Raw genomic sequence first — 16258 nt, forward strand, 5'->3', positions numbered from 1 at the left:
CTCAGGAGGCGTGCCCATGAAACGAGCCGAAGTGCGCCAGGTCGTGCACGACTTCATCAGCCGCCAACTCGACGGCAACCACGACTTTGCCGACGATGTCAGCCTGCAAGCGTTGGGTTTGGATAAGCAGGATATCGAGGACCTGATCTTTCATCTGGAAGACCAGTTCGGCCTGACGGCCTTTACCCATGAAGAAGACCAACTGCTCAAGACGGCCAGCAGCGCCAATGACTTGAGTCGGTTCCTGCAACAGATTGCCCGGCATTGAGCCGGGCAAGAATAGGATTCGAGGGTTGCGACAATTCGCGGGTGCATCGACACCCACAAAGGCCAGAGACATGGAGAGCCGGGCCTGGCCCAGCTCTCGCGTCAGCGCTTAACGACGGCGTTGCTGGCGCCGGCGCAGTTCTTCGTCGGTAGGGATCGGCACCGGTTGCAACGGTGGCTCGATCAGGCCCAATGCGACGCCAAGGTCGTGCAGCCAGGTTTGAAGTTTGTCTTTCATAGTGCCCCCCTTAAGGGTCGTGCCGAGCGGAGATTCTGGAGCCGCGTAAGTCAGATAATAGCCCTAAGTTTTCGCCATTGCTCCACTCAGTTAGCAATGAACTGTTACTGGATGAATGCCAATGGGACAAGACCCGTCATGGGGTCGACGGCAATCGCTTCAAGCCCCCTGATGCGGCGCCTCACAACAGGCGGCGCAAACGCCTGCGCAGCCACTGTTCGGCGCTGACCAAGGTGATGCCCAGCAGCACCAGCAACACGCCGATGATGAAATTGACACTCAGGGCTCGCCCAACAGCACCACACCGAAAGTCACGCCGAACAGCGGGGTCATAAAGGAAAACACGGCCAGGTTCGCCGCCAGGTAGCGCCGCAACAACCAGAACCAGGTCAGGTAGCTGAAAAACGACACCACCAGCCCCTGGAACAGCACACTGGCGACCGCCACCGGGGTCAGGCTGACGTGGGTGATCTGGCCGCTGAGCAAAGCAATCAGCAGCAGACCGACAAAACCCACGAGCAATTGATAGAACAGGGTCAGGGTCGCTGGCGCCTCGGAAAGCCGCGATGCCCGGACCACCACCGTGGTCGCGCCCCAGGCCATGCCGGCCAATATCCCCAGGGCATCGCCCAAAAGCATGCGGCGATCCAGAGAGTCCCAGGAAACGCCACCGGCAAAGGCAATGCTGATGCCGATAAACGCCAAGACGATCCCCAGCCATTGCAAAGGGCGCAAGCGCTCACTGGGGAGCAGCCAATTCACCCCCAAGGCGGTAAAAATCGGCGCGGTATAGAGAAACACCGACATGTGGGCGGCACTGGTGAGCTTCAGGCCCTCGGCAATAAACAGAAACTCCAGGCCGAACAGGCTGCCGGCCAGCAAGCCACCGCGCCACGTGCTGCCCATCTGCGACCAGCCACCCTTCCAACACATCAGCAGGGCCACCAGCACGGCGGAAATCCCCGAGCGCGCGGCCGCCTGCATGACCGGCGCCACGTCCGCCGCCGCCCACTTGATCATCACTTGCTGCACGCCCCAGATCAGGCACAGGCCCAGCATCACTTGGAGGGCGAAACCATCGGCGCTGCGCCACTCGATACTCACCGCAGCCCCTTGGAAGCAATCGACACCATGGCAGTTACTCGACAGAAAACAAAAAGCCCCGAAGCGAGCCCCGGGGCGAAGAATAGTGTGCTGTCGATTATCCGGCAAAGCGGCGGAGAAAGATCCCCGCCGGGCCGCGAAACTCAGTGCCTCAGCGAGACACCGCGGACACCAGAGGCACCGAACCTGAGGCCTGCTCGCGCCGGGCCAGGACAAAGAACAACACGCCGCCGAGGAAACAACCGGTGAACCAGGCGAAGTTGGCCATCGGCTGCAATACCGGGGTGAAGGTGATCGCAACGCCCATCAAGGTCGCTGGCACCAGCGCCTTGACCGCGGTCCAGTTGACCCCGCCGCTGTAGTAGTAACGCCCGCTGGGGCTGTCGTTGAACAGCGAGTCGACGTCAATCTGCTGCTTTTTGATCAGGTAGTAATCCACCAGCAGAATGCCGAACAGTGGGCCGATAAAGGCCGCCAGTACATCAAGGGTGTAATGGATCACTTCCGGGTTGTTGAACAGGTTCCAAGGGGTGATGAAGATCGAGGCAACGGCGGCAATCATGCCTCCCGCGCGCCAGCTGATTTTGCTCGGCGCCACGTTGGCGAAATCGAAGGCCGGGGAGACAAAGTTGGCGACGATGTTAATGCCGATGGTCGCGGTGACAAAGGCAAAGGCCCCCAACAGCACGGCCACATCGTTGTCGATCCGCGCCACGGTGGCGATCGGGTCGTGGAGCATTTCACCAAACACCGGCAAGGTGCCGGACACGATGACGACGGTCACCAGGGAAAACGCCAGGAAGTTTACCGGCAGCCCCCAGAAGTTGCCGCGTTTCACGTCCTGCATGCTGCGGCAGTAACGGCTGAAATCACCAAAATTCAGGGTGGGGCCGGAGAAGTAAGACACCACCAGGGCAGTGGCCACAATCACTTGGCCAAAGGCTTGCCAGCCCGACAGAGACTTTTCCGCCAGGGTAAAACTGATCTGGCTCCAGCCGGCCTTCCACACGATCCAGCCGGCGAGAATGAACATCACCGCATAGACCACAGGGCCCGCCCAATCGATAAAGCGCCGGATCGACTCCATGCCAGCCCAGAACACTAGGGCCTGGACGAACCACAGGGCCAGAAAACCGAACCAGCCCAGGTAGGACAGGCCGGCAAAGTGTGGCTCTGCATACACCGCCATCGAGGGGAAAAAGCGCAGCACCACGATGATCAAGGCACTGGACGCCAGGTAAGTCTGGATCCCGTACCAGGCTACGGCGATCAGGCCACGAATCACCGCCGGAATGTTCGCCCCGAACACCCCGAAGGCCAAACGGCAAATCACCGGATAAGGCACTGCCGCCTGCTGACTGGGCTTGGCCACCAGATTGGCGACAAACTGCACGATACAGATCCCCGCCAGCAAGGCGATCAGCACCTGCCAACTGGCCAGCCCCAAGGCAAACAGGCTGGCGGCAAACACATAACCGCCAACGCTGTGCACGTCACTCATCCAGAAGGCGAAGATGTTGTACCAGTTCCATTTTTGCGGCAGCGGTCCCAAATCCTGGTTGTACAGGCGCGGGCTATAGCCCTCGGGTAGTTGCTCAGTCATTGCGCGGCTCCTCGATGATCAAGCTCTGCCCCCGCGACTGCCCTTGTGACCACACTGCGTACGGGAGCTGGCATGGTTTGTATACGAAGCCCTACGCAGAATGCGTGCCATCGTGCAGATACCTGTGCCGAATCCGGCCGCAAGCCTTGTATTCAGTCGATTGAGCGAACAGCAAGAGGAGGACTAAAGGCGAGATCATCACGGGCACGACTGCCCACAGACAGTGCGCAATTGCCTGATATCGGTGCACAAATAATTGTATACAGACGAAAACGCAACAGACCTTATTGCGGGATACCGCCCCACTGCCGCGCGCCCAAGACACCCAGGCTGCAGGCAATGGCGGTGGCCACGCAGCCCCAGGCCATGTCCATCAGCGCCAGGGAAGCCGGCCAACCCTGCAAGGTTGCCCAATTGCTCAGGTCATAGGTGCCGTAGGCTACCAGGCCAAGCAAGGCGCCAAGCCGCGCAGCCCGTTGCCAGCCGCCATGGCTCAACGCCGGACGCACCACGAACACCACGCAGCCGAGGATATAGAGGAGGTAGAACGCCACTGCCGGGACCGGCAGCGGCTGATCGAGCATCATTGAACCCAACTGCGCCTTGTACGTTGCCCCCATCAGTAACCCGAGCCAGACACCGTCGAGTAACAGAAAGGCCAGCAATGTAGCGAAGTAGGCAACCAGCGTGGTTCTCATGACGTACATCCCGAATCGAGTTGAACGTCAGCTTAGTTCAATGCGATCCGGGTGAATGACAATCTGCCCCTGCTTGTACAGTGCGCCGATGGCCTTCTTGAAGTTGCCCTTGCTGACACCGAACAGACTGCTGATCAGGGTCGGGTCACTCTTATCACTGACCGCCAGGCTACCGTTGTTTTCCCGCAACTTGGCGAGGATCTTGGAGTTCAGGCTGGTGGACGCTTCCTCACCCACCGGTTGTAAGCTGAGGCTGATCTTGCCGTCAGCGCGGACTTCTTTGATAAAGCCCTTTTCCTGCATGCCGGAACGCAGGAACTTGAACACCTCGTTCTTGTGGATCAAGCCCCAGTGCTTGTTATTGATAATGGCCTTGAAGCCCATATCCGTGGCCTCGGCCACCAGCAAATCGACTTCCTGGCCCGGTTTGTAGCTGGCCGGTGTCTTATCCAGGTAGCGGTCCAGGCGGGCGGTCGCGGTGATGCGGCGGGTGTGTTTGTCGAGGTAGACATGCACCACGCAATACTCGCCAGCATGCATCTGGCGCTTTTCTTCGGAGTACGGCAGCAACAGATCCTTGGGCAGGCCCCAATCCAGGAACACCCCGATGCTGTTAACTTCAACGACTTTAAGACTGGCGAACTCACCGACCTGAACTTTCGGCTTTTCAGTAGTTGCGATGAGTTTGTCTGCACTGTCCAGATAAACAAAAACATTGAGCCAGTCTTCATCTTCACTGGGAATATCTTTGGGGATATAACGGTTGGGCAGCAAGATTTCGCCATCCGCCCCGCCATCCAGATACAAACCAAAGTTGGTGTGTTTAACCACTTGCAAACTGTTGTAGCGCCCGACTAAAGCCATTTCCAATACCCTCATTGCGTGGGCGGCATTCTACCCGGTTTTGGGCGCCAGGTTCGGCAGCCGAAGAACCGGCTGGAGAAAAATCCGCCCGGGCTTTGGTTTTTCATGGCTTGGCCCCTTCACCCGACGCCACCCGTCAGTCCGACGGACGGGATGAATCCCACGTCGCTGGCGGCGCCTGCTGCAAATCAAGCCAATCTCCTTATTTAAAACAGCAGCTTAGGGACATAGTGCAAATAATAACTTAGGCGTATTCAACGCCCGGGAGGGTTATTTCAAAGGGATATTTGCCAAGCAATTGTCAAGCCTTTCAGGTAAGATGCCTGGCCAAGTTAATTTTCAAAAAGGTTAAATGGCCGCCATGCGCGTAAAAGCATCCAACAGCAAAGCAAAGCCAGCTCCAGCCGTTGAGACCAGCGAATCGATCAACGATCAGATCGCTGCGTTCCTGAAGTCCGGTGGCGAAATCCAGCAAATTGCCAAAGGCGTCAGTGGCCAGACTTTCGGCCCGTCCAAGCAGATCACCCTGGGCAAAAAGTAATACCCCCGCACCACCCAGGTCCTCATGCGCTTTGTCCCCCTCAAGGCGCTAGGACTGGCACCCTCCCTCAGCAACACCTTCAGAACCTCTGCAAAAATCGACGAACGGCCCTCATCGGACAGCGTTCATCGGTATGCTTGCACACGTCTAAATCGCGCCTTTCAGTAGGTTCTACCGTTCCTGCTCCTCGCTGTTCATGGAGTGCAGCATGCTCAAACCCTCTCTTTTGCTGGCCAGCACCTTGCTGGCCTGCCCGGCTGTCGATGCGCAGGTGTTCCAGCGCGAGATGGGCGACTTCGACCTCAAGCTCGGCACTACGCCGAGCCGCAGCATGGCCCAGGGCCTGGTCAAGCCGTCCAGCAGCGGCTCGTTCCACGGCGGCCTGGACTTGGCCCACGACAGCGGCTGGTACGTCGGCCAATGGGCGCCGAGCATGGGCATCAGCCCCGCCAGCCACTTGGAAGTGGATTCGTACATGGGTTTCAAGCAGCCCTTCGACCAGACCCTGGGCTATGAACTGGGGATGATCCATTACAGCTACCCGCAATTGGAAACCCTCAACAGCCGCGAGTTCTTCGGTGGCCTGACCCTGCTGGGCAGCCGCTTCGGGGCAGCCTTCAGCAACGACCCCGACCAGCGCAACAGCACGCTGTTTGCCGATTTGAGCGGCAACCAGCCCTTCGGCATCGGCATCAGCCTCAAGTACAGCACCCACCAGTTGAATAGCCCGGTGTCGATCGCCGATGGCGGCTACGTCAGCAGTTTCAACGACTGGTCGGTCAAACTCTCGCGACCCTGGCTGGGCATCGACCTGAACCTGATTTACAGCGACTCCAACCTCAGCGGCGGCGACTGCTCGGCCTACTCCGGACACAACGCCGAGTGCGATGGGCTGTTGACCTTCAAGGCCGAACGCGCCTTTTATTGATCGGCTGAACTGCCGCAGGCCTTTGCGGTTCAGATGCATGAACCCGCATTCGCAAGGACTCGCCCATGTCGCGCCGGTTACCGCAACTCGCCCTGCTCCTGATCTTCAGCCTGGTCCTGGTGGCCTGCAGCCGCGTGGGCCTGGCCTATCGCAATCTCGACGTCATCATTCCCTGGACGCTCAATGATTACCTGGACATGAACAGCGAGCAAAAAGGCTGGTTCAACGAGCGCCTCAAAGACCACCTGAGCTGGCATTGCAGCACCCAGTTGCCGGGCTACCTGGATTGGCTCGATCGCCTGCAACAGATGGTGGAAAGCAATCAGGTCAGCGACGCCGCCCTGCAAATCCGCACCCAGGAAGCCAAGCAAGCGATCGCCGAGACCGCGCGGCAAATCACCCCGTCAGCCGTTGAGCTGCTGCAAGGCCTCGACGACCAGCAGGTCAAGGAGATGAACGCGGCCTTTGCCAAAGACCAGCAGGAGCGCCGGGAGCAATACCTGAAACCCACCCTGGAGCAACAAATCAGCCAACGCAGCCAGCGCATGAGCAAACGCCTGAACACCTGGCTCGGCCCTTTGAGCCCGGCCCAGCAACAGCGTGTCGACGCTTGGTCGGCAGCCCTGGGCGATCAGAACCAGCAATGGATTGCCAACCGCGCCCACTGGCAGGCGCAGTTCAGCGCTGCCGTGGAGCAACGGCACAGTGCCGACTTCCCGCAACGCATCGAACAGCTGCTGGTCAACCGCGAAAGCTTATGGACCCCAAGTTACCGTCAGGCCTACGCCAGCACCGAGCAGGCAGCCCGCAGCCTGCTGGTGGACCTGATGGCCGAAAGCACGCCGCAACAACGTCAGCGTCTGCTGAAGAAAATCGACGGCGTGCGCAGCGACTTCCAGGCGCTCAAATGCCTGCAGGCCAGCCATCAGGGCTGAATACCCGTCAGGCGATCTGCGCTTTGGACGCCACCTCATCAAAGGTCTCCGGCGCCAGCGCGTCGGCCTGCTCATCCAGCACCTGACGCGGGTGATCATTGCCAGGGATGCTGCTGTCGATCAGGCACAACAGGCTTGATCCCCGAGGCGTGAGGATAAAGTTCTCGCCATTGCCACCTTCGTCTTCAGGCCGCGACTCGATAAAACCGCGGTCCAGCAACAGTTTTTCGTATTCCGTGGCTGTCACCTTCAGCTCGTCCAGATTGCCGGGGGTTTCACCTTCAGCGGCCAGCGCCGCCGCATGCTGCTCGGCATAGGGACGCGGGGTGAAACTGTGGCCAGCGCCGTTCTGCACCTCATGCAACAGGCGCTCGATCAAATCCCAGTTGTATGTGCTCATCCTGATCAACCTCCCAACCAACGAATGAAATGCCTTTCATCGATTGTGACTGGTAGGAAGGGCCAGCCGTTCAGGAATTAACCCAACCGCCCGTCCCTTGATCGACAAACGCCGGGGTCGGCAGCTGCGCAGTGGATGGCCTGTAAAACGCCCTCGCCGCCCCTACAAAAACAGCTACGACCGACACGGCCAGCTAAGCTGCATCTATGAGCCCCGCCGACCATAGTCTCCACGAATACACGCGCCGCATGAATCGCGTCCTGGAGTACATCGACCAGCACCTGCACCAGCCGATCGAGCTGGCCGACCTGGCGCAGGTGGCGCATTTCTCTGCGCTGCATTTCCATCGCCTGTTCAGCGCCTGGGTGGGCGAAACCCTGGGCCAGTATCTGCGTCGACGCCGCCTGGCCTGCGCCGCCTATCAACTGGCCAGCCACCCGGAAGCGAGCATCCTTGAAGTCGCACGCGACGTTGGCTTCAGTTCCGGCGAAGCCTTGTCCCATGCCTTCAAGCAGCAGTTCTCCGTGAGCCCGACCACCTGGCGCAGCACCGAGCCCAAGCGCTGGCACCGACGCGAGAGCGATGTTCCCGAACGGCGCCTGCGGACCTTGAACAACCCTGGCCAGACCCACATCCCGGCGTTTGACGATCCCGATGCCTTCATTCACCTGAAGCACTCAAGCCTGCACATCGTGCTCACACAACTGCCGCCCGCCCGCGTCGCCTGCCTGCGCCACATCGGCCCCTATGGTCCGGAGCTCGGCCAGTTCTGGCGCGAAACAGTGACGCCCTGGATCCAGGAAAACCAGCTATCAGGCCGAGTGCGCTACGGCATTGGCCACGATGATCCCGACATCACCCCGGCGCACCGGCAGCGTTACGACGCCTGTGTGGAAGTGGATGCCACCTTCAAGAGCAACGGTGCAGGCAGCCTCCTCCACCTTCCAGGCGGCCTGTATGCAGTGGCGCAATTCAACGGCAAGGGCCACGAACTCGGCGACACCTGGATAGAGTTGTGCCGCGACTGGATGCCCAAGAGTGGCCTGCAGTTCGACACCCGCCCGGCGTTCGAGCGCTATCCGGCGGAGGCGTACTACGACGCCAGGACGGAGGCGTTGGCGTGTGAGATCTGTATTCCGGTGAAGGTGCTGTAGTGCCCTAACCGGAAACGACACGGGGGAGCCAATGCTCCCCCGTGTTTTTTCGCTTGAGCTCGCGGCCTTAAAGACTGTCGCTGGTGGAGAAACCACCACCATCGCGGGAACGGGTGCTGCTCGAAGAGGTGCTGAATCCCGAGCTACTCGAGGATGTGCTAGAGCCTGAGCCACTGGAACCGGAGCTGCTCGATGAAGCGCTTGAGGATGAGCCGCTCGACAAATCGCTGAAAGCAGAACGACTGGAAGTACGGCCAGCTCCTGAGTTGCTCCAGGAACTGCTGGATTTGGAGGAGCCAGAATCAGAACTGCTACTCAAAATCGCACCCATTAACGCACTCGCTACCGTGTAAGAGGATTTAAGCAGACTGAGCGCCACAGCCCGACCTTCACCAGTGCTGGCTTCTTCAACTCCATCAGCTTGGTACTCGTCATACTCTTCGTAGTCGTCCTCAGACTCGTAAGCTTCCTCCTCTTCCAGCAAGCGCTGTATCCGCTTGGCCTTCTTGTACTCCTTGCGAGCCTGCTTGCACTTACGCTCTAGACGCGGCACGCGAACCAGCAGTTCATCCAGCTCGGCACGCATCCCTCGAACTTGCAGCACTAGCGCATCATCTTCTGGCCCGCTGGTCTGCGCAGCCAGGCGCTCCAACTCCAGAATGCTAATCTCGTTCAACTGCTCAGCCAGCAACTGCGACGCACGGACCAGATGTGGATCACGCCTGAGGCTGAAGACCTCCAGTTCGTCGTAGACCTGCTTGGCCTGAGCCGTGGCCGCCTCCAACGCCTGCGCCCCCGTTGTCAGAGCTTGCTGAAGCTTCACAAAATCAAAAGCCGCGGAAAACCGACTATACAAGTTAGACACTTTGGCCCGCTGGGCCACCAGCTCACGTTCAGACTGACGGGCAGCCTCTTCGTTTGCCTCCTGAATGGCATATAGAGTCTGCTCGGCCCGCCAGTTTTCAGTGAAGTTGCAAAGCTTTGCGACCCACCGATCCAAGCTCTGCCAGGGAGTCCAACGCGGGTACGCCTCGGTGCCGAACTTCCGCGTCTTAAGGTACAAATACAGCCGATCGACCTGAAAACTCCGCAACTTGGTCTCACATTCGTCACGCAACTCCCCATAGGATTCGGCCGCAGTTGCTTGCGCCGCCTCAGTGGCATGCAAGGCAACAACCTGCTGCTGATACTCGGGGTCTTCGGCCAACCGGCGATCGAGCTCCGCAGCCTGGGCCTGAACCTCTGCGGAGACCTCCAACAACATCTGTTGATGCTGCTCCACCTTGGCCTCGGCCTTGGCCAGACGTTCAGCCACCTCGGCCTCTTCCTGGTTGCGCTTTGCCAACAGGCGCGTGATCTCAAGCGACTGTTGCGAATCGCCCTTGAGTTGATAACGGGCTACCTGGGCCAGGGCATAACTGATTTCCTGCCGCAGGCGCAGCTCCTGACTGTGAGCCAGGGATAGCTCCTGCTGGAGCGCGCGCAGTTCACCCTCATGGTGCTGCAAGTCTTCACTCACAGGCGTCAGCGTATTGTTTGAGCTCATCACCACTCCAGAATGTAGTCAGGGTTGCCGGTAGTACGCCCTTTGACAAACTTCAAGCCCAGCGCATTAGCGTCTTTAGACCCCATGCTCCGATTGTCGACGTGACCATCTGCAAGCTTGTCCTTCTTGACCTCCTGATAGGTGGCCTCGCTGACCCTGACTCCAAATACTTTGGCGTAGCGTTTCTCTCCGGTTTCACGACTGGTAATCGGTACCTGCACCACATTACCGGCGGCATCCGTGGCCTCGGTCAGCAGGTACCAGCTCTTGCCCCCAGTTGGGTCGTAATTACGCTCGATCATGGACTTTTCACCGGCACGGCTCACCACATCCAACTTCAAGGGTGTCTTGGCGAAGGTCAGCAACTGATCAATATCCTTGAGGCTTCGGGTTGCGGCACTGGCGTCTTGTGCATTGATCGCCCGGTCCACGCTGGTAAACAGAGGCTCGAACTGAGCAGCATCCGCCGGGTTCAACCCCATCTTGCCCACTGCTCCACGCGCGCTTTCAAGGGCGGCGAGGTAAGTCGGACTCAGGCTGTTCTGTTCGATCAAGCGCTCGAGTCGATCCACCGCCGCTAGCGCAGTCGCCACACCCACAGTATCGGCCTGATCCAATGCGGAGCGTGCCTTAGCAGCCTCAGTCAGCACTTCGGGAACAGCTTTACTGATCGGGGAATAGCTGGTTCGACCGACCAAGGCATTGAGTTTCTGGTTACCCAACAACACACGCGAGACATCGTCCAACTGAACTTGCAATGCGTCCATGGCGTTGGTTGCAGCATTCAGGCTGTTTCGGGCCGCAAATACCTTGTTGGAATCAGCAAGGCTGCGCTGGTCCTCCGGCACAGCCTTCTCTGGTAGCGAGATCAATGTCAACTTCTGGGCTTTCTCCAGCAGTTCCATCGCCTTCTCGAGCATTCGATCCGCAGCCGGCACCCGAGCGCTCGTTACTTGTTCATGCAATCTGCCCAATCGGTCCCTTTGCGTGTAAAGCTGCTGCGAGCGGCTGTCGAGCTGGCTCCGCATGCTGATCAAGTCAGCCTGTGTGTACCGTCGTTGCTCGACATGGGAGCTGATCACCTGACTCCAGGCATACAACGACCACAAGATAATCGGCGTCCAAATCAACGTCCCTTTCAGCCACTGTTTACGATCGATGTAAAGCCGGGCCAAACGCCGTTCCCACCAACGCAACGTGGGTACGTCATAGGTCAGGCGCGTAGCAAAGTAACTGCGTACCCCCTGCTCCACCAGCGCATCCTCGACCTCGACCCCCTTGGCCTTGTAGAACTCACGAATGCGCTCGGCCACCGCCTTGCGGTGTTTGGGCAGGTCCAGGTGCTTCTGGATCTCGGTCTGGCCATGGCGCAGCTCATCGATCAGCGCCATAGCGCCCATCTGTTCGCTGAGAGAAACCCCGCTCACCTCACACCCCCTTCTGCAGGAGCGCGGTAAAGCGGCGCTTGCTGTCCTCGGTGACCGACTCGATCTCGGCGGCGGCCGACGCCGACTCCTTGCGCAGCTCCTGGATCAGACTCAGGCTGCTGGCCTGGAACTCCAGCACCGCATCGGCCAGGGCCTTCACCGAACTGGCCTTGAGGCTGGAACCGTAACCGGCCTTGAGTGCGGCATTGAGCTGATCGCCGCCGGCCCGCGCCTGCACTTCAAGGCTGGTATTGATCCCGTCGGTCATGGCGTTCAGGGTTTGAGTGGTTTCCGCCAAGCCACCGGACGAAGTGAAGCCCGCCGCCAGCCCGGTGAGCACAATCTCGTTCGTGGCGAAGAAACTCACCGCCCGTTGATACAGCCGCTCTTTCACCGCGTGGTACTGATTGAGCCGAGCGAACACCAGCTCCGCCGCGCCATAGGCGGCCTTCAACTGATCGGCGATGTCGGTGATGATCTGGAAGCGCTTGTCTTCGTCCTGCAGATTGCGCAGGGCCACATCCCGCTCCAGCTCCAGCTTGGCCTGATCCGCCGCCAGTCCTGCTTCTTCTAGAGCGGCACTGGCATCAGCCAGCGCCTTACGCCCGGCGTCCATCTGCGCCAGGGCGATTTTCTGCACTTCACTGGCATCGACTTCGGCCGACTTCATGGCCAGGCGGTAATCCTGATACGCCTCGAGAATCAGGGTTTCCAGCTGAATCTGCTCATTGGCCGACTTGGCCACCGCCAGGTAATGCTCGCGGATGCTCTCGAAGCGATCCGGGATCGAACCACGACGCACGTTCAGCCACGCCAACTGAATACGTTCAGAGAACTGCAACTTGCCGTCGGCCATCCACTCCATCATCTGCTCGGCGTCGGTACGGATCGAATCGAAGCTGGAGGCGATATCCGCATAGCGGGTGCTGATGTCCATACCCTGGAGCTTGTCCCGCACGGCGGCGTTGAACACCGTGGACTGCTGCAGGGTGGCGGCAATATTGGTCACACGGGTAACGTCGTACACCGCCACCTTGTCCAGCAGCGCCAGGACCGGGGCGTCCTGTTGAGGAAAGCTGATACCGATGGAGCGTAAGGCCGACATGGAGCGTTCGAGGTAGTTCGTGAGCATGGGCATATTACCGGGGTAGAGCCGCGGAGGCGCAGCTCCATCATCCATTGATAGGTGAATAGGCGAAGGGGGCTTCCACCCCCCACTTTAAAATCGGTTACAGCGTTGCCAGCACCCTCTACATAGGGGCCGGGGTTAACCGAGGCCTCTCATCAAGCAAGGCCTGGTGCATCCCTGGCAGATAGCCAGCAACCTGGCGTGCGCGAGCATATCACCCGACTTGGACAGAGAGAATTCATCGCTGCTTGCCCCACTCTCAACGAGAACCGAGTATCCCCAGCACCGATGTTCCATAGCTTCGATTGCGTGGGCATTGGTTGTTGCAGGCAGGATTTGAGGTTAATTAGAAGATTATAATCAAGCTCAGTAAGAATAAGCTGGTGATTACGGCAGAGTGAAACATAGAAAGATCCCCGGCTAGCCGGGGACTTTAAGTTTAACTTCCAGATAAAGTCCGAGCTCCAGATTAACTATTCATAAACTTTTGCCGCATACAATATTTTTGCAAAAGTGCTCCAACTAGGAATAGTAATGGTCTTATCACCAGAATTTTTTGCATACATATCTATTGCCCTAACCCAAGCTTCCATTGCACCCAAAAACCTCTCCAAATCAGAGTTCTCCCATTCATCAGGAGCATGTACTAACTCCTTTCTAAACGACTCGATAAAATCTGCAAACTCTTCTTTTGTCTGTATATTTTCCACTTGCTCAACGCTCATACGTTCCTCATTTACAAACGCCTCGAACACAGATAATTGAACCATTATTTGGCGTAGTCATCTTCCAACCCTCCTTAGCAACTTCTGCCGGTGTGGCGGGCACAACTTTAATTGGAACGCCCGCCTCAGATGCTGCAAGCAACCGCCGATTATCCAGACTATAAATTTTCCCATCCTTCTCAAATACTCGGATAGGTGGCAGATCATCTGGAGATATTTTTCCTGATCTCAAACCATCAATTGTGGCCTGGAGGGTTTTTCCATCTTTGAAAGTATTAGAAACACTATCTTGCGTGAACCGAATATCTTTCGGGTTTGCGTAGCCAGTTAAGTTGTCTGGCAAAGAAGATGGAAATTTCTGACCTACTGCCCCCCCTTTTTCCGCAACAACCCACTTCCCACCAATCCACTCAACTGCCTTGCCGCCAATAGCTGCGGTGATAGCTCCAGTCGCCGCGACAAAGACTATGCCACCTAATCGATCAGGTGTCGAAAACAGCAGTTGATCACCAGCACGCTCTAGGCTTTGCCCGGGTATCGGGCTATTGAGCCAGTCAACGCCCTCTTTGCCTGCCAGCACAATATTGCCCGGAATATCCGTCAAATGAGTCAGCGTGTGGACGATGCTGTCGTAGAACTTGCCTGGCCAGCCTAAAGCTGCATCAGCAAAACCACCCCCCATCTCACTGGCAATATATGCCCACTCTTTAGCAGGCCCATATCCAGATAAGACAACCTGGTTTTTATCGATCCCAGTCCAGTAGCGGTCTAAAGCCTGTTCATACTGCTCCGGCGTCATACCCTCCTGATAAACCGCCAGTTGTACCTGCCGAAATTGTTCAGTCCGCTCAAAATTACGAGCTTGGTCCAAGCTATCCATAGCTTGAGTAATCCTGTTCTGACAGCCAGCAACGTCACCTCCGCGCAACCTACAGCCTTCTCGCGCTTCATCTGCCGCCTTTATCTCCTTATGTAATAGCCAGTTGTACTGCGTAGCGTTCTTCGCCACCCAGCCGCCTTTCTCTATAGATTGAACATCTGCATCCCTCTGCACGGCGGCCGTAAGCACACCCACGATCTGCGAACTCATACTCAGCAGGGATTCGTCTTGCTTGACCAGCCTGTCCAACTGGACAACCACTGCCTCATTCACGCCCGCAGCCAAGGCACCGGTTTTGAAGTCACCGTCAGTCACTTGTGACAGCAGGCCACCAACCATCGCGTGGATTAATATTTTTGGCGGCATGCCGTCGCTTAGTACACCTTGTGTGTAGTCACCCACGGCATTGAAACTGGCGGCTGCCAAGGTGTTGAACAGCGCGTTTTTCAACGTGTCGTTGGCACTGCCCTCCCGCCCCAACGCTTTGCTCAACAGTGTCGAGGTACCTCCCTGCAAGGTCTGGTTAGCCGCGAACTTGCCAACCCCCGTCCAAGTGTCTAATTGCAAGTCAACCTTGCCGGTCAAAACGTCGGTTTTACCTCCGACCCATTTATCGAAGTAACCGGTGGTCAAGCCGGCTGTAACACCGGAAATGACGTAACCTTGAATGGCATTGGAAGAAGTTACATCCTTAACTACCGCACCCAGATTTCCACCGTTGTTGATGAAACTCACAGTTGCATTCGTCGCAGCACCTGTCGCGATAGCTCCAGCACCCGACACCAACATTCCCGCCGTTCCCGAACTAATGGTCCCCGCAGCCACCGCGCCGCCTGTTGCGGTTCCCATCGCGCCCATTGCCGCCGGTCCAACGACCGCCGCCATCACAATCGCAATAATGATCTGCGAAGCCGGCCCCAGCCCGGAGTTACTGTACTTGTAGGAGTCGTGGATCTCCTTCACCAACCGCCAGTCGACATCGCCGCGCTTCTCGGCCTCCTTGAGCCAGGCCAGTTGTGGGTCGGCGTTGACCATCGCATTAATGCTCTGGCTAACGGTTTGCTGGTTGACCTGCCTCACATCAATCTTCAGGCCATCTACGGCTTTGATCACGATGTTGCCAGCAGCCAGCATTTGGGTCTGGCGCAGGGTTTCGTCGGTATTGCCCTTGCCTTTGGAGGACACCCAGAAGGAATTGTTATTGGTCTTCTCGTGGCTCTCCTGGTGCAGGTCCTTCACCCCTTCAAAGGTGATGGCGCCGCCACCATCCAGGGTGATGTCCTTGCCGCTTTCCAGTTTTGCCACCTGATACGTTTGATCCCCATCGCTTTTGAGCGTCAGGTTCTCCCCCGAGGTGATACTGGAACCCATATGGCGTTCATCAGTAACTTCATCGCGCTTAGTTTTCTTGCTGCCCCAACTACCCTTTTTCTTCATGTTGTACAGCGAATAATTGCTGTCCTGGGCAGCCAACAAGGCTATTTGCTCACCCGCATACAGATAGGCGTCAGCACCAGACTTGAGGTGACTGGAGCTAACCAGTAAATCGCCGTCCGCACCGACTACCAGCTCACCGCCAGCCTCGATCACGCTGCTCTGCTGCCGAACTTGGTGGTGCTCTATGTCGACTTTCTTACCGCCACGTTTCTTGTGGTACGCGCTGCTGTCTTCATTGGCCGCCGAGGCGATACGCACGTCACCCTCACCTCTCAGGTCGATGTCCTTAACGGCCTTCAAGGTGCTTGCAACTATCGTTACATCTCCTCCAGCACTCGCCGCCAGGTTGCCACCTGTCGTCACCTCGCTGCCGTATTGAGTG

General features: G+C 57.9%; 15 protein-coding genes and 1 pseudogene. 5 read left to right on the forward strand and 11 right to left on the reverse strand.

Annotation, left to right across the window (positions count from 1 at the left end):
- Nucleotides 1–16: 16 nt before the first annotated feature.
- Nucleotides 17–268, forward strand: a complete 252-nt coding sequence (locus M1B34_RS31405) for an acyl carrier protein (RefSeq protein ID WP_123329951.1) — start codon at nucleotides 17–19, stop codon at nucleotides 266–268.
- Between the two features lie 108 nt (nucleotides 269–376).
- Here the strand turns inward: M1B34_RS31405 and M1B34_RS31410 are convergent, their stop codons facing one another.
- From M1B34_RS31410 to M1B34_RS31430, 5 genes and pseudogenes are all read right to left on the reverse strand, one after another.
- Nucleotides 377–505 carry a PA1414 family protein gene (locus M1B34_RS31410; protein WP_259740357.1) on the reverse strand — a complete coding sequence of 43 codons (129 nt, stop codon included), beginning with the start codon at nucleotides 503–505 and terminating at the stop codon, nucleotides 377–379.
- A gap of 181 nt (nucleotides 506–686) precedes the next feature.
- Nucleotides 687–1609: pseudogene (locus tag M1B34_RS31415) on the reverse strand (DMT family transporter).
- A 151-nt stretch (nucleotides 1610–1760) separates the two neighbouring features.
- Entirely contained in the window at nucleotides 1761–3212 is a 1452-nt protein-coding gene (locus M1B34_RS31420; protein ID WP_123329947.1) for an NCS1 family nucleobase:cation symporter-1, read from the reverse strand.
- A gap of 284 nt (nucleotides 3213–3496) precedes the next feature.
- Nucleotides 3497–3910, reverse strand: a complete 414-nt coding sequence (locus tag M1B34_RS31425; RefSeq protein WP_268267164.1) for a DUF2177 family protein — start codon at nucleotides 3908–3910, stop codon at nucleotides 3497–3499.
- 27 nt (nucleotides 3911–3937) lie between these two features.
- A complete protein-coding gene (locus M1B34_RS31430; RefSeq protein WP_123329932.1) occupies nucleotides 3938–4774 on the reverse strand; it encodes a CvfB family protein in 837 nt (278 codons plus the stop codon).
- 352 nt (nucleotides 4775–5126) lie between these two features.
- Between M1B34_RS31430 and M1B34_RS31435 the strand changes: the two genes are divergently transcribed.
- The 3 genes from M1B34_RS31435 (at nucleotide 5127) to M1B34_RS31445 (ending at nucleotide 7178) form a co-directional block, all read left to right on the forward strand.
- On the forward strand, nucleotides 5127–5315 hold the full coding sequence (locus M1B34_RS31435; protein ID WP_030131898.1) for a hypothetical protein: 189 nt from the start codon (nucleotides 5127–5129) through the stop codon (nucleotides 5313–5315).
- Nucleotides 5316–5523: 208 nt separating this feature from the next.
- Nucleotides 5524–6243 (forward strand): TorF family putative porin, encoded by a 720-nt coding sequence (locus M1B34_RS31440; protein ID WP_268267165.1) that lies wholly within the window; start codon nucleotides 5524–5526, stop codon nucleotides 6241–6243.
- Between the two features lie 65 nt (nucleotides 6244–6308).
- Nucleotides 6309–7178, forward strand: a complete 870-nt coding sequence (locus tag M1B34_RS31445; RefSeq protein ID WP_268267166.1) for a DUF6279 family lipoprotein — start codon at nucleotides 6309–6311, stop codon at nucleotides 7176–7178.
- Nucleotides 7179–7185: 7 nt separating this feature from the next.
- Here the strand turns inward: M1B34_RS31445 and M1B34_RS31450 are convergent, their stop codons facing one another.
- Nucleotides 7186–7578: a transcriptional regulator gene (locus M1B34_RS31450; protein WP_268263402.1), complete on the reverse strand. Its 393-nt coding sequence runs from the start codon at nucleotides 7576–7578 to the stop codon at nucleotides 7186–7188.
- Nucleotides 7579–7784: 206 nt separating this feature from the next.
- Here M1B34_RS31450 and M1B34_RS31455 point away from each other — a divergent pair, with 206 nt between their 5' ends.
- Nucleotides 7785–8732: an AraC family transcriptional regulator gene (locus M1B34_RS31455; protein WP_341870564.1), complete on the forward strand. Its 948-nt coding sequence runs from the start codon at nucleotides 7785–7787 to the stop codon at nucleotides 8730–8732.
- 67 nt (nucleotides 8733–8799) lie between these two features.
- Here M1B34_RS31455 and M1B34_RS31460 read toward each other — a convergent pair whose 3' ends face one another.
- The 5 genes from M1B34_RS31460 to M1B34_RS31480 all read right to left on the reverse strand — a co-directional run.
- Nucleotides 8800–10278 (reverse strand): coiled-coil domain-containing protein, encoded by a 1479-nt coding sequence (locus tag M1B34_RS31460; protein ID WP_268267168.1) that lies wholly within the window; start codon nucleotides 10276–10278, stop codon nucleotides 8800–8802.
- Nucleotides 10278–11705 carry a DUF6384 family protein gene (locus M1B34_RS33890; RefSeq protein WP_268267169.1) on the reverse strand — a complete coding sequence of 476 codons (1428 nt, stop codon included), beginning with the start codon at nucleotides 11703–11705 and terminating at the stop codon, nucleotides 10278–10280. The genes M1B34_RS31460 and M1B34_RS33890 overlap by 1 nt, the downstream gene beginning before the upstream one ends.
- 1 nt (nucleotide 11706) lies before the next feature.
- Nucleotides 11707–12837, reverse strand: a complete 1131-nt coding sequence (locus tag M1B34_RS31470; RefSeq protein ID WP_268267170.1) for a merozoite surface protein 3b — start codon at nucleotides 12835–12837, stop codon at nucleotides 11707–11709.
- Between the two features lie 470 nt (nucleotides 12838–13307).
- Nucleotides 13308–13559 (reverse strand): DUF7660 family protein, encoded by a 252-nt coding sequence (locus tag M1B34_RS31475; protein ID WP_268267171.1) that lies wholly within the window; start codon nucleotides 13557–13559, stop codon nucleotides 13308–13310.
- Nucleotides 13560–13566: 7 nt separating this feature from the next.
- A partial coding sequence (locus M1B34_RS31480) for a DUF637 domain-containing protein (protein WP_268267172.1) occupies nucleotides 13567–16258 on the reverse strand: 2692 nt, incomplete at its 5' end.

It is taken from the genome of Pseudomonas morbosilactucae, from assembly GCF_023241715.1.
In the GTDB taxonomy this organism is placed as follows: domain Bacteria; phylum Pseudomonadota; class Gammaproteobacteria; order Pseudomonadales; family Pseudomonadaceae; genus Aquipseudomonas; species Aquipseudomonas morbosilactucae.